Below are 21531 nucleotides of genomic sequence, written 5' to 3'. Positions count from 1 at the left end.
TTATTCAAATTTTTTTTAAATCCACAAATTTATTTAAATACATAAAAAACATTTAAAATTTAATTATGAATATAAAAGAAGTTAGTGGAAATTACACACAAAAATATGATTTAGAGATTAAAACAGAACAACTTAAAGATATCTTATATAACCGTCCTGATTCGTTAACATATAATGCCTATCTTAATGACATGCAAGTAATTAAAGTTGACAAGAACGTGGTTATTTTGTCAAATACAAGAGTTCCTGAAACAAGTTTAAATAGGTTCAAAAACGATCAAGTAAACATCAATATTATTGATGATGCAATTCGTCAGGTATTTTCAAAAGAATATTCCTGAAAATTTGTCAATTATGATTTAAACACTCTTAAAAAAGAACAAAAAGAAAATACCATAACTCCTAAAATCATTAAAGAAACTATTCAAACTCAAATTCAAAGCAATATGGTGCGTGCCAATTGAAATTTTGATAATTACATCGAAAGTAAATTTAATGAAGAATCAATTTCAGTATTTAAAGAAATTATTCAAGGGGATGACTCAATATCGATTGTCTTTTTATCAGGTAAATCTGGTTATGGTAAAACCCACTTATTACATGCAACCATTAATGAGTTAACCAAGAAGAAAAAGTCAGCAATATATATTGACCCTTACCAATTTACTTCTTATATTTCACCTATATTAAAAGATAATGATCAAGTAAAAATATCAAAAATATCTAAATATTACGCAAATATTGATGTTTTAGTTTTTGATGATTTTCAAATTTTTGGAGACGGAGATAAAAAAGCAACAAAAAACTTTTTATTTAAAGTCATTGATTCAAGAATGATGAATGATAAATTAACCATTTTTGCCTCTGAATATGAATTAAAAGATCTTAATGTTTATTTTGATGAACGATTATTATCTCGTTTAAGATCGGGTTTCCAAACCAAAATCCAAAAACCCGACAAAAAAGATCTAGAAATTGTTTTTGAACAGCTAATCAAACGCGAAACTGAAATTAATTATGATAAATTTACCCCTGATTCTGTTGATTTTGTTGTAAGTCATTGCAGTAGTTCTATTCGTGACCTAATTGGTGCAGTTAAAAGATTAAAATACCATAAAAAAGAAATTTCAAATAGCGCATATGTTTATAATGTTGTTCGAAACATTTTTGCAGATTTTGTTAATCAAGCAGAAAAAATTACCCCTGAAATCATTATTGAAAATGTCTCAAAATACTACAAGATATCACAAGATAAAATTTTAGGAAAAAGTCGGAATAAAGATATTGTTCTTGCAAGGCATATGGCAATAAACTTAATTAAAGTTCTTCTAGACCTTCCTTCAACACAAATTGGAAAGATTTTTAAAAGAGACCATAGCACTATTTTAAGTGCAATTGAAAAATTCAATAGAAATATAAATGAAGAAAAAGATGATCGCTTAAAATGAGCTTTTGATGCTCTCAAAAAAAACATCGGTTCCCATTAATCCACTTTTATCCACAAAAAAATAAAATTAATTAAAATATGAAAAAATTGCTTTTTTAGCTTTAAAAAGGCAAAAAATATCGTTTTTTTATATTTATCCACATATTCCACAGTTTATAATTATTATTAAATAAAAAAGAGGTTTTCATTATGAAATTCACAATTCAAAAAAATTTAATTGATAGTGTTGTTGATTTTATGAATAATTACATAGATTCAAATAATGCTTTTATACCATACCGTTGTTTGTATTTTTCTCTTGATTCAGAATTTTTAACTATCCAAGCTCAATCAGGTAATATCCAAGCTCAAAAACAAATACCAATTGATGAAGATAAAATAAAAATTGATTCAAAAGGTAAATTTTTAATAAATGCTTCTATATTAAAAAATATAATTAAAAAATTTAATAATAATGTTACTTTTTTAGTTAAAGATACAACAGTTGATATTTATGAAGGGGCTACAAAATTTACTTTAACAAGAGTTGATATAGATCAATATCCTCATATTAAATTTTCAGATCATGATAATAGAACTGAAGTTAAATCTATTGATTTAGAAAGAGTTATTTATAATGCTTCAATTGCTGCAAGTACTTCAAGTGATAAAATTACAGCAACAGTTCATAAATGTATTAATGTAAGTAGTGACGATGAAAATAATATACGTTTTGTTGCAACTGACTCATATCGATTAAGTACTGAATCTATTAAAGTTTCAAAACCAGTTTCTTTAAATTTAACTATTGATGCTAAAAATTTAAAGAAATTAGTTACAAAAGATGCAGATAAAAAAGTTATGTTATTTTTTAATTCTAGCAAGTTAGGAATTAGTTACACTAATACTATTATTCAAATTAGATCTACTGACTTAAATTACATGAATGTTTGAAATTTATTTAAATTTGATATATCTCGTACAATTAAAGTAGATAAACAAGAAATTTTAAGATTAATAAATAAAGCGCTTTTTGTTACTTCTGATAAAGAATTACGTTTAGAATTTACTTTTGATTCTAATGAAATTAAAGTTCGATATGAAGTACCTGAAATTGGTATTGGTGAAGCAAGTACATCTTCATGTCAATTAGATGGCGAAAAATTAGAAATTGATATTAATTACCAATTTATTAAAGATGCTATTTCAGTACTAGACAATGGTTTAATTAAAATTGAAGTTTCAAGAAATGAAGATCGTTTATTAATAACATCAGAAAATAATCCGTTTAATAAACAATTAATAACACCAATAAGAAGATTTTAGGGGTAAGTATGATAGTAAAAATTAAAGGTGAGTCAATAAAACTTAGTCAATTTTTAAAAAAAGTTGATGAAATTCAAACCGGCGGACAATCTAAATGATTTGTTGAAGAAAACTCGATTAAAATTAATGGAAGAAAACCTGACGGAAGATCAGCAAAAATTAGAATAGGTGATATTGTATGAGTTAATGATATTATCTATAAAATAGAATCAATTAATGATGAAGAAGATAATCAAAAATAGAGATTTTTCGTCTCTATTTTTTTAAATTCCAAGCTATATTTTATTTATAATAGAAATTAATATGGAAAATAGTAAACTTAGAGGTTCATTTGTTAAAATGTTAAAAGGTTCAAAAGAAGCTAATTGAGGTCTTCTAATGTTTAAACCTAGCGATTCATCTGAAACAATTATTGTTTATGCAACCAATAATGTTCCTAATCTTTATGTTAATTACGAAGTAGAATTATCAGCAAATAGTAAGTACAAAAACAATAAAAAATTGGTATCTTATATACCCGTGTTTGATAAAAAAGAGTTTGATTGAGTTTCATATTTTGTGAAACATGTTGAAGGAATCGGAAAAACAACGGCTCAAAAAATTATTGATAACTTTGGAACCGATATTTTTGAACTTGTTTTAGATCTTCAAAACAACGAAGACAAATTGAGTGAAATTTTAAGTTCAAAACAAATTTTAAGTATTCAAAATTACTATTTAAAAAATAAAGATATTATCAATTCCCTTTTAAGCACAGAAAACAATAATGAAGATGATATTAATTTTTTCTATACAAATAATCTTCAAAAATTCTACGAAAAATTGCTTTCTAAATTTGGAAATAAAGAATCTTTTGTTAATAAATACAAAACTAATTCCCCTTATTCTTTATACCTAGAATATGACTTTTCAATTAAAGAAGTTGATTCATTTGCTCTTCTATTGGGCTGAGATCCTAATTCTACTGTGCGTTTTGAAGCTTTTGTTGATTACTTCTTAATTGAAGAAGAAAATAATAATTCAATACTTATTTTAGCAAGCACCATAGCTTCAAAGATTAGTACTTATTTTTCTTTAAGTATTGATGAAATTATTGAAAATTTGAAGTATCTTATTGAACACAATAAATTACTTTTAATTCAAAAAAACGAAAAAAACTATTTAATAAGAAAAAAAACATACGCAAGAGAAAAAGAAGTTGTTCAAACACTTTTTAAAATTAATCGTGCAAAAAAACTTGAATTAGATTATGAGACAAGCAAAGAATTTAATAATCTTTCAAATGAGCAAAAACAAGCTTTTTATAATTTTCTAACCAATAATATAACTATTGTTTCTGGTGGTCCTGGAACCGGTAAAAGCCACTTAATTAAATTTATTAATAATACATTAAAGCAAAATAATCTTCAAAATGAAAAAGACTATTATATTCTTGCTCCAACCGGGAGAGCAGCAACTAATATTTCACTAAAAACAGGTGAATCATGCCGTACAATCCACAGTTTACTTAAAATAGATAGTGATGAAAAAAATATTTCTGCAGATTTAAAGGATCTAGAAAAAATTAAAGTTTTAATTGTTGATGAGTTTTCAATGGTTAATTTAAATATTTTTCATAAATTATTAATTAATTGTCCTAATTTACAAAAATTAATTTTAATAGGAGATGTAGAGCAGTTGCCTGCTATTGGGCCTGGTAATTTGTTAGAAGAATTAATAGAAAATGAAATTGGTGAAACAACTTATTTAGTCAAAAACTTTAGGAGTGAATATCCTGAAATTATTGAACATTTTAATTCAATTAAAAATGAAGCGATTCCGACTTTTAAAGATGGTGTAGTTGAATTATTGAGCATACCAAAAAAAGATTATTTAGAAAGTATTGTCAATGAATACTTAAATCAAGTATCTATTCAAGGAATTGAAAATGTTGTTCTTTTATCAACTTCTTATAAAGGTGATTTTGGATTAATTGCTCTAAACAATGCGATCCAAAAGAAAATAAATCCAAAAGGAAAATTAGTTTATAGTTCAAAAATTTTAAGTTATGATATCGAATATAGAGTTGGTGATAGAGTTATTCAACTTGAAAATAGAATATTGCATGATATTTATAATGGTGATTTAGGTGTTATCAAAGACAAAATAACAATAGATAAAAAGAATATCATTGTAGTTGAGTTTAAAAGAGGAAATAACTTAATTGAAATTAAATATACTGAACCTGAATTTAGAGATCAAATAAATCTTGCTTACGGAATTACTGTTCATAAATTTCAAGGAAGTGAAATTAGCAATGTTATTTTCGTGCTTAATCCTAGTGTGCTTTTTATGTTAACTAAAAAAATGATGTATACAGCAACTTCGCGAGCAATCAAAAAACTTACTATTATGTCAGAAGAAACAACCTCATATATTGATGTATTAATGCGAAATTACAGTAAAAAAGAAGAAATTCTTACTAATTTAGGAGAATTTTTTAAGGAGTTAAAATGAAATTAATTATTGGACTTGGTAACCCAGGAGAACAATATAAATATACAAGACATAATGTTGGTTTTTTGGCCATAGATAAAATATGTCAAAATCTAGGTGTTAAACTAAATAAAAGCAAATTTAATGGCGAGTATATAAAACTAGATGATGCAATTCTTGCTAAGCCAATGACTTATATGAATAATTCGGGTAATTTTGTTCAAGCAATAGCTAATTACTATGATATTTTGCCTGAAGATATTCTTGTTATCCATGATGAAAAGGATTTTCCTTTAGGTAAATCAAGCATAAAAGTTTCAGGGAGTGGCGGATCGCATAATGGTGTGATTGATATTGTTAATAAATTAGGGACACAACAATTTAAGCGTCTCAAAATTGGTATTAATGTTCCTCACGAAGGTCCTTTGCGTGATTTTGTGTTAGGGCGATTTTCAAAAGAAGAATTTATGGTTTTAGATAAAGTGCTTGAAGAAGCAGCTAAAGCTTGCGAAGATTTTATGTATAACGATATTCAAACGATCATGAATAAATTTAACCAAAAGCAAAATGCAACAAAAAATTAACCACATTATTGCTGTTTCTGGCGGATCAGATAGTATGTATTTACTTGAGCAGAACAAAAACAAAAATGTTGTTGTTGCTTATGTTAATTACAATCAGAGAGAAGATTCATATCAAGATCAAAAATTAGTAGAGCAATATTGCAAAAAAAACAATTTAATTTTGGAAAAACTTATTTTATCTAAACAAGATTATCAAGGTGGTAACTTTCAAGCCTGAGCAAGAAAAAAACGCTATGACTTTTTTGTTAATTTGTCAAATAAATATAATGCTAAAAGTGTTTTGATTGCACACCACAAAGATGATTTTTTAGAAACTTGTCTAATTCAAGAACAACGCAACTCAATAATTAACCATTGAGGAATAAAACAAAAAATTGTTTTTTCAGGAGTTTCTTTTGAAAGGCCGCTTATTTATAAGGTTTTTAAAGAAGAAATTATTAATTTTAATAAAAAAAACAAAATTCCATATCGTGATGATTACACTAATTTTATGGATAAATATTTAAGAAATAAATTAAGGATGAAATTATCCTTGTATTCAAAAACCAAAAAAGAACTACTGATTTTTAAATATAGATTTAAAAATTTATTAATAGCAATTAAGTATTTAAAAATGAATAAAGAATACGAGAAATGAAAGAAAAATAACTTTTCTCAAGATTTTATGCAGTTATGTAAATTTAAGTCTTTCATTACGTATCGATATATTCATGAAAATTTTTTAGATGTTAATTTGACAAAGGGCAAAATTAACGAAATTATTAAATTTATACTATCAAAAAATAGAACATCTAGTTACAAACTAGATAATAAGAATATGCTTGTTAAAAAACAAGGGAAATTGATATAATTTAAAAATTATTTAAATGAAAAGGAGGTTGTATGGGAGATAATCGTAGAAAAAGAATAATAACCTTTGTTGTTATTGCTTTAATTGTAGCGGCTATTATTGGGATTATTCTTTATTTTGTTCTTAATAAATCTACGTCAGTAGAATGAAAAATTAGTGATTTAGTTAATAATGTTGTATTAGCAAAATCTAACCCAGAAGACAAAATTTACTTTACAAGTATTGTTATTAACCCATTTAACAACACAATTTCAGGAACATTTGTAAATGATACAAAAGCAATTCCATTTATTGCTAATGGAAACTATAGTGATATTTCGGCTGTAGCAGGAGAATATAAAAACCTTTTCAGCTCAGATATCTTCCAAGCTTCTAATGTAGTTCCTGGCGGGCTATCTTCAATAGCTAAACCAGAGCAAAATTGATTTGTTTCATTACTTATTTCAAGTATTCCTTGAATTATCTTTATTATTATTTCAATATTTATTTTCAGATCTATTTCACGTTCAATGAATGGTCAAATGAGTAGTCTTGGAGGTGATAAAAGTCCAGCTCAACTCATTCAATCTGACAAAAAATTCTCAGATATAGCCGGAAATAAAGAACCAATTGAAGAAATAAAAGAGATTGTTGATTATTTAAAAAATCCTAAAAAATATGAAGCAGCAGGAGCGAGAATGCCTAGAGGTATTCTTTTAGGTGGTCCTCCAGGGACTGGAAAAACCTTATTAGCTAAGGCGACTGCTGGAGAGGCGTCTGTTCCATTTTTCTTTGTTTCAGCATCAAACTTCGTTGAATTATTTGTTGGTATGGGAGCTAAAAGAGTTCGTCAAGTTATTAATGAAGCTCGTAAAAAAGCTCCAGCTATTATTTTTATTGATGAGTTAGATGCTATCGGAAGAACGCGTGGTTCAGGAATTGGAGGTGGACACGATGAACGTGAGCAAACCTTAAACCAATTACTTGTAGAAATGGACGGAATTAAAGGTGATTCAGGTCTTTTATTTGTTGCTGCAACTAATAGAACAGATGTTTTAGATCCAGCTCTTACACGGCCAGGTCGTTTTGATAGAATTATCACTGTTGGGCTTCCAGATGTTAAAGAAAGAGAAGAAATTCTTAAATTGCACGCAAAAGGAAAAAGATTTGCAGGTGATATTAACTTTGAAAAATTAGCACGAAGAACACCTGGATTTAGTGGTGCTCAATTAGAGAATGTAATTAATGAAGCCGTTTTACTTTCGGTTAGAGAAAATACCAATGTAATTACGCTGCCTCTTATTGATGAAGCAATTGATAGAGTTATGTCTGGACCAGCTAAAAAATCAAGAACTATAACAAAAGAAGAACTTACACTTGTTGCTTACCACGAAGCAGGGCACGCTGTTGTTGGTCTTAAAATGCCGGGTGGTAATAAAGTTCAAAAAATTACCATTATTCCTCGTGGAAATGCAGGTGGATATAATCTAATGATGCCTGAAAATGAAAAATATAATTACACTAAACAAGAGCTTTTAGCATCTATTGCAAGCTTTATGGGTGGACGGGCAGCAGAAGAAATTAAATACGGAAGCAAAAATATTACCACTGGAGCAAGTGATGATATTAAAAAAGCAACTTCAATTGCTCGTAGAATGGTTGTTGAATTTGGTATGTCTGATTTAGGGCCTATCAAGTATCAGGATGAAGAAGGAAATCCGTTCTTAGGAAAAACTTTAGCAAGCGGTACTAGCATTTCAAATGAAACTAGCCATGATATTGATCAAGAAGTTCGTAAGATTATTTTTGAAGCTAAAAACATTGCAACAAAAATTATTAACGAGAACCTTAAGTTGCTTGAACTTATTAAAACCTTACTTCTTGAGCAAGAAACTATTATTGCTGAAGAAATCGAATACATAGCTAAACATAACGAACTACCACCTAAAAAATTAGTTAATGAAAGCGAAAAACTTTCAGGAAACATTGAATTAGATAAGCTAATTGAAATGACCGAGAAAGTAGGTGAAGAAGAGAAAAAAGCAGAATAAAATCTGCTTTTTTTCTTTGAAAATTACTAAAAATACTAGCATTTGGGTTTGAATTTTATTTATGTATAATTCTAATTATACATAAATTACCCAAGGTTTTTAGGAGAAAAAATGTGAAAGTTGCTTAAAGAGGTTTTTCGTTCTCTAACAAAAAATAAAATCACCTTAGCCGGACTAACTATTTTGGTTTTTTTATCATCAGGTATTTTTACTTTATTCCACGATATTAGTAAATCGATGAAGACTCAATTTAAACAATACAAAGAAGATTCTAACGGACATGATTTAACAATTGATTTAAATATTCCTTCATCAGGTTCGATGTATAACAATGGATATTATGTTAACGGATTAACACAATTTAATGGTGGTGTCTATTATGATAAACCTTTAAACTATATCCAACAAAACTATAAACAAATTGAAAATATTATTAACTTTGATCAAATTGATCAAAATTATCTTCAATTAAGTTCGTTTGTTCCAAATCAAAAAGAGTTTGCCAATAAATATATTCGAACAACGGATTTTATTAAGTTTTATAATGCATATCAAAACCCTTATTCAAGCGATAAGATTAACTTAAATTATGTTAATCCTCAAAAATCTTTTACCATTACAAGCGACTATATTCTCCCTACTTATAAAAAAGAAAATCAAGACTTCAAACCATTTTTTAAGAAATTATATGCTAACAAATCACAAAAATATGTTTTAGATAGAGATTATAAATTTACTGAAATTGCTAATTTAAATAGCATTGATGATCAAATTATTGTTTCGCAACTAGTAACTCTTTTTGTCAATATTAAAACAGGTGAGATGACTTTTGATTTTATTAAAGGGAAAAATTGAGAAGTCAACGAAGAAAGTGTTCGTATTTCAGATGATAAATTAGCGACACTTTTAGGATTAAGCAAATATAAAAACCAAGAAAAAGTTTATTTTGTCGATAGAAATTTAAATTCAAATTTAATCATTTATCCAGAGTCAAATAAACTCAGTGATTACTATAATGTTGCAATAATAAAAGAACAATCATATAGTCATTTATTTGGCAACGAAGATGTTGTTATTGATGTTAAGGATAAATTTACCTTCTATAAAAACACAGAATATAATGTTCCTTTAAAATGAGCATCTGAAAAAACAACAATTACTTACTTTAAGCGTAAATTATATGAAAGCACATTTGACGAGAAAAACAAAGATAAATGAACCGGGTCATATAAAACATTTATAGAAAACATTTTCAAAAACCCAGAATTAAAAGCAAAATATTTAAAATTCTCATATTGAGAAAAAGAAATTAATACTTATACCCGTAATTTTAATGATAAAGGTATTTTAAATACTCAAGCACGACTTACCAATAGTTTAAGCCGGTTAATTTCATTTGATGAAGCTAATCAAGTAAAACTAACTTTAGCTCAAAGTGAAGAACAACCTAGAGTTGTAGATTTAGAAAGATTTAAACTCATTACACCTCAAACAATCGCACAAATTGAAGGGCGTATTGGTGATTTAACTCATGACGAGTATAACAAAATTAGTAATAAAGAATATAAAGAAAATATCGTCAAAAGTATTAGTGATGGTGCTTTGCAAGTAACAAAAAACACCATTATTGAAAAAACAATCAACTTTGTTGGAGCAGAAAATGTTGGATACAGAGAAACTATGACAGTTGATTCTGTTGATGATAAGGGTGTAAAAAGTGTATTTAATATTGTAAACATTGGAGATAACCTAAACCAAGTGCACGGGGTTGAAAACAATGTAGACAAACTTATTAATGAAACACAAAAATCAACCTTACTTACTGAAAAAGCTGCTAATTTAGATGATTACTTTAAAACCAAACAAATTAACCCTGTTCTTTCTCAAAAAATTATTGAATATGCAATTAGTAATGTAGTTCCTAGTGCTAATTATTTAAAACCTGATTTTAACTATGACACAGTTATTATTAAAGACCGTATTGCGGAATCTTCTAAGACCTATAGAAGCAAAAAGGTTTATCGTTTAGCAAATTACATTTTAGAAGATAATTCTAACCAAAGCCAAATTAACGTATTTAATGGATATGGTATTACTTATTTTAGTACTGACAAAATTTATATCGTTAAAGCTGATGTTGATAAAAACGGACAGGTAAAAGAATGAATTAATATTTCTCTTGCAGATAATATTAATGGGGTTTTTGATATTTCAGAACTTTTAACCTTCTTAAATAAATATCAATGAACTCTCCGTATGGCTTATATTAACCCAAAAGGATGAGTTGAAATTAATAGCAATTTCCCTAATACAGTTTCAATACCTACTGGATATCGTGGTCCTAGAGGAGATGTTCTTCAAGAAGCCTTATCAAAGAACTCACTTAAAATCGGGGTTGATTACATTCAAAAAATGCTTTATGAATCAGATTTAGTTAAAAATAATTTTTTAACTAAAGAAGAGATTTATGTTTTAATGGACTCAATTAATGCAGTTCTAAGAAAAAATAATTTTGCAAGAATTTTCTCATCAGGGAATATTAATGTTGCCATTATTCCTAAAATGGCTCTTGATTTAATTTATGAACTTAGCCATAATCATGATGGTGATTATGTAACTAAAATTTTTAATTCTTTATTAACTAAAATCAAAAATCTAATTTCAGAAAAACCAACATTAAAAGAACAAAAAGAATATTTAACTAAAGAGGTTCAAAAATTCTTTAACTTTACTGAGAAAATTTTTGGATTCACAATTACTAACTCAATTCCAATTGATACTTTGGTGAATTTATCAAAAAATCCTATTGTCTTTATTGATGGTATTTTAGAAATGATTCAAAGCTTAGACTTAAGAGGATTTACCGATTTAGTTGAAGAATTCATTCAAACTCAATACGACAAAATCATCAAAGTCAATGGCGAAGATCGTCAAAGAAAATTTTCGATTATCGAAATTATCAATTGATTAGCAAAATCAATTGATCAATATCGTTTTAAGGCCGGATTGTTTAAAATTTTAGATAATCTAGATTTACCTTATATTTTTGAAAATCCAAATGCACTACAATCAATTATTAAAACTAATTTAGCTTCTGTAGCGCCAATTATTAATCAATTAATCCAAAAACTTAATTCACCAGAATATTTTGGAGTTAATAAATATAAAAACATTATTGACGGAATTAAATTCTTTATTAGTAACTTTGATTTAAAAGTCTTTGCTAACTCATTAGAAAAACAAATTCAAATTGTTCCTTATGATCAAGTTGTTCAAGGATACAACCAAGTTTTAAATACATATGAATTAATTACTAAGCATTATGCTGCTGGTTCTGTTCAAAACACTAGTATTTATTATTCACTCTTGTTAGGATTCTTTTCGATTCCAGGTTTAGATAGAGGATATAAAGAAGAAATTGTCAAAATGTTTAATTTATCAAGAGCTGGAACAGCCATTAAGCTTGATGAAAATAATTATTTAAATATTCCTGCAAAAGATTCAGAACATTTAGGTATTTTTGATTTACTTACCTTTGTTACAAAGATTAACGGAGGAAACCAAACTGAAGCTTCAACAAATAAAGCAACAGAAAATACTCCAAAAAACAATCTTTTATCAACCCAAACTAATGATGGAAATAGAGTTCTTCTTAAAGTTCAACAAATGCTTGAATATCTTAAGAAGCTTGATCGACTTGAAATAGCAAAAGAAAGCGAAGAAGTTAAGAACTTACTTACTAAATATTTTGGATTTACCGAAGAGACAATTCTTAATAAAGAACAAATTCTAGACTTTGTTACTAAATGAGAGCAAATTCTTACTTTATTTGCTTTAGATACTAAAGACTTAAGATACCATGAAGATATGTCAATTGGAGCCTTAGGTAATTATTTTGTTAATTTTGACAACTATCCTAATTCACCTTTAATTTGAGTCTTTATGCACAAATTATTAAAGCAACTAGTTCCGCTTTCAAATGTAAATCAATATAGTGCAGCATATAATGTTTGAGTTGTCTTCCAAGAATGATGAAATCTTTATGTTAATGCTTTAGATAAAGGGATTTCTTATGAAAAAGCTACTAGTTTTTTAAATGATTTGCTTGAATTAGCAAACCAAAAAGAGATTATTGATTCATTCAATAGTTTTAAACTTTTCCAACCATCAGATAATAATATTGCTTTATCTGATCGAACTCAATTTGGAATTTCCAGATCACTTGCTAATGTTTCAAAAATGAAAGAATTATTTTTTGAAAAAGATGCTAATGGAAATTACGTTAATACCTTATTAAAAGCGCTTTTTGAAAAATATCCTGAATTTAAGGACATTATTAGTAAAAAAGAAATTCAAATCACAACTGCTTTTTCATACATAGCTGCTTCAGAAAGTTTTTACAATGTTAATTTAGATTCTATTAATGAGACCCCTATTAGATATAAAGGATTACAATCAGTAGTTATTGATAATTTCCTTAATGGATTTTTAAAAAATGCACTAGTAAGCGAAAATTACAAAATCATTAATCGTCTTATTAATAATAATTTTGTTTTCCCAATTAGTGTTTTAGGAATTCCTCAGGTTATTCTAACACCAGTTTTAATTCCTTTATACCCACAAACTTTAGTGTGATTCTTAACCGATTCATCATCAGTTAGCGCAGAAGTTTCTAAAAAAGCAAACCTTGCTTATTTGGTTGAAAACAAATTAATTAATTTGGAAGAATTGGTTTCTAAACCAATGAGTTACTTACAAAAATTTATTAATTTATTTATTCCTGAAACAATTTTAAATTCTAGCCTTGAAAGTGATTTCTCATTCTCGGTTGCCATTGATAATGACTATTTAGTATATCAATTTGATTCGCTTGATTACAAGCAAGGTTTATATACATCTTTTGGAATTAATTTATATGATTTAATTTACAAATCATTAGAATCAATTACTAGTTATCAATTAAGTGATAAATATTTATCATTTAGTCAAAATAGTTCATTTTTAGTTAAAGCAAACTATGCATGATTAAAAAATAATAATAAAGCAATCTATACAGGATCAATCCCTTCAAATCCTGTACTAATGCAACAATTTTTAGATGATTTAGATAATAAATATATCGTTTCAATTAATGGTGCTAAATATTTAATTGTCGGAGAAGATAATTCTTATGATTACATTTATCCTGTAATTGACGAATCAAACCTTCAAGTAGATACTCGAAACCAAGCCATTCTTTTTGTAAACGATAAAGGATTTGCTCGTGCAAGATACTCATACCAAGGTAATGCAATTAAAGAATACTTAACTATTGCTGCACCAAAGACAACAAGTATTGCCAAATTAGAAAAAGAATTAGAAGAGATAGTTCAATCAACTATTGGGGACCCAAGCAAACGTCAGAGAGTTTACTCAATTAATGAAATTGACGGACTTAATCCTGAACGGTCATTAAGAATTTATGCTATTGATAAAATTATTTCAACAGTTTCTAATACTTCATTTTTATTAACTGTTATTATGATGGTTATTGTAGCTATCTCAATTATTTTCATAATTAAGCGTTATATTTCAAATAAAAACAAAGTTTTAGGAATTTTGGTTGCTCAAGGATATACACCTCTTCAAATTGCTACTTCAACAACTATGTTTGCCGTCTTTTCTGGAGTTGTTGGTGGAGTATCAGGTTATTTAGTGGGATTCTTGTCGCAAGCAATTGGAATTAAAATTATTTCAGCTTTCTGAACAATCCCAATTGTCACTTTACAGTTTTCTATTATTTCTTTTGCTTTAACTGTGATTTTTCCAATTGTTGGAATGGCATTCTTAATTATTTTAGTTACCTTATGATCACTAAGACACAAGGCAATTGATTTAATGAGTGGATCAGCTGATTTAATTGTTGGAGATTTACAAAGAAATTACCAAAAATTATTTAAAAAACGTAATGTTAAAACTCGTTTTAGTGCTTCATTGATTTTCAATAGTTTCTGAAAATTGGTATCCTTTGGTTCAAGTATTATTTTAACTTCCATTGCTACTATTTTCCAATTCTCAACTATTGGTGTCTTTGAAAAAACAATTAGCAAAACCTACGAAAACAGAAATTATAAATATCGTTTTGATTTAGTGACTCCAACTTTAGAAGGAGGAGCGATCCTTCCGTTTAATAATAATTTAGAAAATAATTTATATGTTCCAATTGGTAATATTTCAGAATATAACCAAATGCAAGCTGATTACTTTAAGCCAGGATATTCAACAGCAGTTAATGTTGACAATGCTAATGGTGAACCAAATCAATTTGATGCACACGTTATTACACAATTTTCGGTTAATGTCAAAATTAGTGGAACAGTGCAATTAGACCCTTGAAACCTAATTTACAACGCCTTACCAGATAGTCAAAAAGCTAGAATTATTAAACAAAGAGAAGAAGTTGCTAACTTGCTCGAAAGAACACAAGATTGAGTTGTTTTCTATGATGATGGAAAAATAAACATCAGAGAAACAGGTAAGTCAAAAAGAAACTTCTTCCATTACTTACCAAACGATAATGTCGTTGATGGAAAATTCTACTACTTTAAGTGAAATGACATCGAAAAAGAATATGAAGCAACTATTTTAACCACAAGTCAATATAGAGATGAATATCGTAAATTCCTTGTTGAAGGATATAAGAAAATCCCAATGGATTCGAAAGTAAATGACTATTTTGTTTCATTTAATGGTGTTTACTTTAATGAAAATAACGATGAAGTTTATACTTATGTTGATTCAAAATTTAAAGATAGTGCAATTAGAATTTATGGTTATAAAGCAGATTCAAAACAAGTAAGTTTAATTGATGAATCTAATAAAGATTTAATGAAACTTTTAAATGATACTTTTGAAAAAAATAATTTTGATATTAACAAACCAATTCCGCTTGTTATTAACAATGTTGCTCGTGATCAATACTTATTAAAACTTGGTTCAATTATTGAAATCCCTGTTTATAATACTGTTGATCGTTATACAAAAGAATTTGAAAAATCTCTAAATGACGATACTTCTTTAAAATCAGAAAATACAAAAACTTACAAATTTGAGGTTGTTGGTATTAATCCAACCTTTATTAACAAAGAATTTATTATCCCTAAAAAAGCCGCAGATAAACTAACCGGTTTAGATAGAATCAACGGTAACCCAAAATTTGAACCATTTAATGGAATTTTGTCAAAAGATAGTATTCCTCAACAATTAATTTCTTCAGCTTCTCTTTATTCGTTATCAGGATATTTTGGAGCAACACAAAGTTTTGATATTAAGTCATGAACTTTAACCGAAAAGCAAGATCTTTTTGATGCTATTTTTGGAAATAAAGATTTTATTGAAACATCTAAAATCAATGGTGTAATGTCAAATTGAGGATGAGACAATAATAAAATTGCTAAATTTATCGATTCTTCATTTAACCCTGAAGTAAACAGTGCAAAAGAAGTTTTTGAAAAAGCAAGACAATTGCCAGATCTTCCAATTGAAAAATTTACAAAAATTTACAATAATGGTGTATACGTTCCGGTAGCTTCGTCTCTTGATTCAAAAGATATTGAGGTTGGATTTACTAAAACAATTGCTGATACTGGGCAAATCGTTGTAACCTTTATTACCTTATTAACCTTTGTTGTTTCTATGATTATTTTAGTAACTATTTCGAACATTTTAATTAATGAAAATGAGAAAAATATCGCAATTTGATCTATTCTTGGATACAACAAAAAAGAAAAATTAAAAATGTTTTTCGGAATTTATATTCCATTCTTAATTGGAGCTATCTTGATTTCCATTCCAATTACTTTTGGATTGATGGTGGCCTTTAGTGCTACGTTAACGACAGTGGCTTCGATTGCAATTCCGCTAAGTTTATCATTCTTTAGCGTTTCGCTTGCGTTTGTATCTATTTTTGCCGTCTTTATGATTACATCGTTTATTACCTGAAGAAACATTAATAAAATTAAAGCCATTGATTTATTGAAAGGAAAATAATGTTCAAAAGAAAAAATAAGGACCAAAACCTTAAAAACGAAAATACTAATCAAGATGCACCTATGTTGTCTTCTAAAGACACAGATGTTAAAATTACTAAAAATAATGTTTTTGATGTATTAGATGAAAATAGTGGTTCAAAACAAATTACTGTTGATTATGGGATTGCTCGTAAAATTAGAAAAGCCAATAATACCAAACGCGCAAAAGATGAATTTAAAGATTTAAAAAACTCTGAGAACGCAATTATTGAGGTTCAAAATGTAAGTAAGTATTTCCTTTCAGGAACTACTTTAACTAGAGTTTTAAAGAATGTATCAGTTACAATTAATCGTGGCGAGTTTATTATGATTTTTGGTAAATCAGGTGGAGGAAAATCTACTTTACTAAACTTGATTTCCGGACTTGATCGGCCATCTAAAGGGAATGTTATTGTTTGTGATACCAACTTACCATATTTAAGTGATAATAAATTAACTTTATTTAGAAGAAAACATGTTAGTTTTATCTTTCAAAACTATAACTTGTTACAAAACTTATCTGGATATGATAATGTTGAAACAGGTTCGTATTTACAAAAAGATCCAGCAAAAAAATTGAATATACACGATCTTTTTAAAGAATTTGATATTGAAGATATTAAAGATAAATACCCATCTCAAATGTCTGGAGGACAGCAACAACGTATTTCGATTCTTAGGGCTTTGGCAAAAAACTCTGAAATAATTTTTGCAGATGAACCTACTGGAGCCTTAGATGAAAAAACTTCTGAGGTTGTTCTTAGTTATCTCTATGAGATTAATAAAAAATATGGAACCACAATTGTTATGGTTACGCACAACCCTTCAATTGAGCCTATAGCAGATCGGGTAATTACAGTAGCAGAAGGAAAAATTGCAAAAATTAAAGTTAATAAAAATCCAAAACACCCCAAAGATGTTACCATTGAATAATTGAAAAAAGGACAGCTATCTGTCCTTTTTTCTTTTGTGCATCTATTTTGTTATAATTTTATTGATATTAACGAGGGTGCTGTTTTATAAAACGGCTGAGAAATACCTAAGCTGATTATGGTAATGCATACGTAGCGAAGTTGATAGCTTTTTTATTTTCTCGTGCCCTTTCATTTAAGGAGAGCCAATGTATAAATGACTATGAAAATTGATGCCACTTTTAATTCCTGTGGTATCTTTTAGTGCATCATGCACGCCAGAAAATAAGCAAACTCAAAATTGAGATTCTGAATTAACTTTAATGTGAACACCGACTAACCCTGGGTCCTTTTCTGAAAAAGAACAAAAAGATTTTTTGGAGCTTTTGAGTACAAAGTTTAATCAAATTAAGAATTCAAAACCAAATCTTAATTCTAAGCCAAATGTTAAATTTAATTTTAATATTGTTGGAGACCCTTCAAAATACTATGGAACATTTGAATCAGGAAATGATAAAAATGATTTTATTTTGCTAAATTATAAATATCTTTTAAGTAAAAAGCAAGATGAATTACTACCAGCTGTATCGCAAACACAGACATTAAATTTTATTTGAAATAACAATGATGTTATTTACAAAAATGATGATATTAATCTAATTAATAAATTATTTTTGGCAGCTCAAAAAGAGAACGAGTTACAGCTAGAAAATCCTCAAATAGGGAATTATCCTGTAGATTGAGTTAAACCAGAAATTAAAAAAATATTGTCATATGATGGAGGGAAATATTCATATTTTTACCAAAAAGCATCACAAAGCAATAGTTTTACTGATTCTTATAGAGGAGCAATTTTAATTGCAGGTAATAAAGAAACAAGAGATGAGATAACTAAAGCTTGATTAAATAAAGATTGAGAAGCTTTTAGAAAATTTGGCATTATTTTTGAAAAGGAAAACTCTATTTCTAAATATAGTTTACCTAGAAACTTACTTTCTTTAAATTTTGGTAAAAGCATCCAAGAAATAGATACTTATCTTAAAAATAATACCGAAGATGTTGTTAAAGGAAAAAAACCAAGAGATCTTTTAGGTATTTTGCAGTCAAACAAGAAGACTTTTAACATTGCTTTTGATGATGAGGGGGTTTTTAATTGAACCAAAGCTGAAAAGCAACTATTTAAACCAACCAACTATCCTGATTCACAAGTTAGAGTTTTAACTTTTACTGATTCACTGAAATATCCGGTGATTTTAGCTCGTAATTACCTAAATTTAGAACAAGTAGAAATAATGAAAGAAGTTTTATCTAGTTTAACCTACGATGAAAATACTTATGGATTATATTCAGGATTTAACCAATTTAAAAATTTATCTAATCAAGAGCTTTTTAGCGAAATCCAAAAAGAAAAAGAACTATTACAAAGATAATGATTGAGTGAAACGAATATAGTGTTAGAATCGGTAAAGAAACAATTTTAGATTCAATTAATTTACATATAAGCAAAGGCCAAATGGTGGCTATAGTTGGTAAGTCAGGCGAAGGTAAAACCACTCTTTTAAATTCTATTTTAGGTTTTTATCAAAATGTTAAGGGGGAACTTTGGCTTAATAATAAAGTTCTTTCAAAAATATCAAAAAAAAAGCAAAAGCAAGAGCTAAAGAAAGTAGGTTATCTTACTCAAGAAACTAATTTAGTAGACACGGATAATATTGTCAATAACATTAAAAGAAGTTTGAATTTTAACCCTAAAATATGGCAAAACTGATTCGGCTTTTTAAATAAAATACAACGCCAACAAGTATTTGATGCTATTAATCAAGTTGGCCTTTTAGAAAAATCGTTTATAAGGGTCAATAGTTTAAGTGGGGGACAAAAACAAAGGGTCGAAATTGCAAAAATTTTGTTAAATAATTGTTCTTTGATGCTTGCGGATGAACCAACTTCTAGTTTAGATTTTTATAATGCTATTGAAGTTATTTCTAAACTTAAGGACTTAAATAAGTCTAAAGGCATGACTATTGTTGTGGTGCTACATGATTTAGATTTGGCGCTAGATTTTTTTGATGAAATTATTCTTGTTAAAAACAAGCAAGTTCAAAAATTAGATCCTAAAAAAATAAATAAGAAAGATCTTTTAAAATTAATCGATGAGAAAAATTAAAGCCATTCTTTATAAAATGCTATTTTATCAAGTCCAAATAGATAATAAAAAAACACCACGAAAAATTAGACCGATTTGAATTCACTTTCTTTTAGTTAGCGTCATTGTATGTCTTGTGCTTGTATTTTCAAGGATTAATTTTTCTATTTCTAGTTTTGGTTTTCATATTTTTTGAAGAAATTTAAAACAATTATTCACAATTAGTAACACTTCAGAAATTACTGGAAATACACAAAATCTAACCTTACTGACTTTTAATTATTTGTGAATTTCTATTAAATTTGCCTTATCAGGAACGTTTATAGGCTCGATTTTAGCGCTTTTATGCACTTTGTTTACCAACAAAATTTTTGTCCACCGTTACTTTGCTTTTGTTTTTAAGCTTCTTTTTTTAATCATTAGAGGATTTCCTGAATTTGTCTTTATTTTATTATTTCAAAGCATTTTTAGCCAAGAATTAACTCTTTTATTGGTTTATATTTGGTTTAGTTGATTGTGATTATTGAAATATTTTGATGATTTATTAGATAATCTTAATTTAAACAAATATTGGCTATCTATTAAACTAGGAAATGGTAAATTAAGCGCTTTTTTAAAAGAAATTTACCCACAAATCAATAACAAAATTATCAATTTATTTTTATATTCTTTTGAGTCTAATATAAGGTGATCGTCATATTTATCTGTTGTTGGAGTTATTGGGGTTGGAACACTTATTAAACATCCTTTTGAAGCAGGTTTGAAAGATTTTAAATCAGAGTTTTTTATTCCTTTTGCAATCCTTATTAGTTTTATTTTATTTTTAGAAATTATTAATTATTTAACTAAAACCTTTCTTTTGGCAGATGTAAATCAAAAGTTAAAAATAAATTTTATAAAATGACAAATAAAATATAACTATAGAGGGATTCTTAAAAAACTTATTTTTCTAGTTTTATGTATTTTTTCGATCGTAGTAATTATTCAAACAAATAAAAATCTTTTTTATAATGGTTTTTTTGGTAAATGAATTTGACAATTATTTAGTGTTGATTTTAGTGTTTTAAATTTTAGTTTTAAAATCATTCAAGATAATATTTTTTATCAAGTTTTCCAATCGTATTTAGTAGCTCTTGCTATTTTTGTTTGACTAATTATTGTTTCGCTTATTTTATTGTTTTTTTCAACATCTACACTATCAAGTAAAAAAACAAAAATTGTTTTTGTTTCAATAGAAATGTTGTTTAGAAGTGTTCCTACAGTTGTTTTTATTTTTGTGTTTTTACCATTGTTTGAATCACCAATTGCCTTATTAGTTATTTTTATTGGGATTAGTCTGTCTGGTTCTTTTGTTAAACAACTTATTGAACATGTTGAAAAAATACCCCAAAAGAAAATTGAAAATTTGTATTTACAAGGATGAAGCAAATTAAGAATTTACTTTAAATTTGTTTTGCCCTCAATTAAGTATGATTTATATTACCTTGTTATTCTTTATTTTGAATTATCTTTTAGAAATACAATTGCTTATAGCTTCTTGTCAAATAACGAATTGTTGCTTGGTTCCGAGCTCTTTAATGCACTCGGAGAGCAACAACACGAGAATTTAAACTTTGCTTTTTCTTATGCTTGAGTAATTGTTTTCAATATTTGTTTAATTCACTTAACATCCAGAATCATTTCTTACAATTTAAAACGAAAATGTTTAATTTAATAATCTTTGATATAGTTACTCTAC

Annotated in this window: 12 protein-coding genes; all 12 read left to right on the top strand. The window is 27.3% G+C overall.

Annotation, left to right across the window (positions count from 1 at the left end; genetic code table 4):
* Nucleotides 1-65 precede the first annotated feature (65 nt).
* The 12 genes from Q349_RS00845 (at nucleotide 66) to Q349_RS00790 (ending at nucleotide 21507) form a co-directional block, all read left to right on the top strand.
* Nucleotides 66-1487 (top strand): helix-turn-helix domain-containing protein, encoded by a 1422-nt coding sequence (locus Q349_RS00845; protein ID WP_036463894.1) that lies wholly within the window; start codon nucleotides 66-68, stop codon nucleotides 1485-1487.
* A 149-nt stretch (nucleotides 1488-1636) separates the two neighbouring features.
* Nucleotides 1637-2752 (top strand): DNA polymerase III subunit beta, encoded by a 1116-nt coding sequence (gene dnaN, locus Q349_RS00840; RefSeq protein ID WP_036463891.1) that lies wholly within the window; start codon nucleotides 1637-1639, stop codon nucleotides 2750-2752.
* Nucleotides 2753-2760: 8 nt separating this feature from the next.
* Complete coding sequence (locus Q349_RS00835; RefSeq protein WP_036463888.1) at nucleotides 2761-2994, top strand: RNA-binding S4 domain-containing protein; 234 nt, start codon at nucleotides 2761-2763, stop codon at nucleotides 2992-2994.
* Nucleotides 2995-3055: 61 nt separating this feature from the next.
* Nucleotides 3056-5254, top strand: coding sequence for an ATP-dependent DNA helicase (locus Q349_RS00830; protein ID WP_036463885.1), 2199 nt, complete (start codon nucleotides 3056-3058; stop codon nucleotides 5252-5254).
* Complete coding sequence (gene pth / locus Q349_RS00825) at nucleotides 5245-5811, top strand: aminoacyl-tRNA hydrolase (RefSeq protein WP_036463882.1); 567 nt, start codon at nucleotides 5245-5247, stop codon at nucleotides 5809-5811. Before Q349_RS00830 ends, pth begins: the two co-directional genes overlap by 10 nt.
* The gene (tilS, locus tag Q349_RS00820; RefSeq protein ID WP_036463879.1) at nucleotides 5795-6661 is read left to right on the top strand and encodes a tRNA lysidine(34) synthetase TilS; all 867 of its coding nucleotides are present in this window, start codon (nucleotides 5795-5797) and stop codon (nucleotides 6659-6661) included. Before pth ends, tilS begins: the two co-directional genes overlap by 17 nt.
* A 32-nt stretch (nucleotides 6662-6693) precedes the next feature.
* On the top strand, nucleotides 6694-8691 hold the full coding sequence (ftsH, locus tag Q349_RS00815) for an ATP-dependent zinc metalloprotease FtsH (protein ID WP_036463876.1): 1998 nt from the start codon (nucleotides 6694-6696) through the stop codon (nucleotides 8689-8691).
* A gap of 111 nt (nucleotides 8692-8802) precedes the next feature.
* On the top strand, nucleotides 8803-16719 hold the full coding sequence (locus Q349_RS00810) for an ABC transporter permease (RefSeq protein ID WP_036463874.1): 7917 nt from the start codon (nucleotides 8803-8805) through the stop codon (nucleotides 16717-16719).
* A complete protein-coding gene (locus Q349_RS00805) occupies nucleotides 16719-17672 on the top strand; it encodes an ABC transporter ATP-binding protein (protein WP_036463871.1) in 954 nt (317 codons plus the stop codon). Before Q349_RS00810 ends, Q349_RS00805 begins: the two co-directional genes overlap by 1 nt.
* Before the next feature lie 187 nt (nucleotides 17673-17859).
* Nucleotides 17860-19080 (top strand): ABC transporter thiamine pyrophosphate-binding lipoprotein p37/Cypl, encoded by a 1221-nt coding sequence (gene cypl, locus Q349_RS00800; protein ID WP_036463868.1) that lies wholly within the window; start codon nucleotides 17860-17862, stop codon nucleotides 19078-19080.
* Nucleotides 19080-19814 (top strand): ATP-binding cassette domain-containing protein, encoded by a 735-nt coding sequence (locus Q349_RS00795; protein WP_036463864.1) that lies wholly within the window; start codon nucleotides 19080-19082, stop codon nucleotides 19812-19814. Before cypl ends, Q349_RS00795 begins: the two co-directional genes overlap by 1 nt.
* Nucleotides 19801-21507: an ABC transporter permease subunit gene (locus Q349_RS00790; RefSeq protein ID WP_036463861.1), complete on the top strand. Its 1707-nt coding sequence runs from the start codon at nucleotides 19801-19803 to the stop codon at nucleotides 21505-21507. Before Q349_RS00795 ends, Q349_RS00790 begins: the two co-directional genes overlap by 14 nt.
* Nucleotides 21508-21531: the final 24 nt, after the last annotated feature.

Source organism: Mycoplasmopsis sturni DSM 22021 (assembly GCF_000701485.1).
In the GTDB taxonomy this organism is placed as follows: domain Bacteria; phylum Bacillota_I; class Bacilli_A; order Mycoplasmatales; family Metamycoplasmataceae; genus Mycoplasmopsis; species Mycoplasmopsis sturni.
The sequence above is the reverse complement of the archived record's forward strand: the minus strand, read 5'-3'. Positions and strand labels throughout refer to the sequence as shown.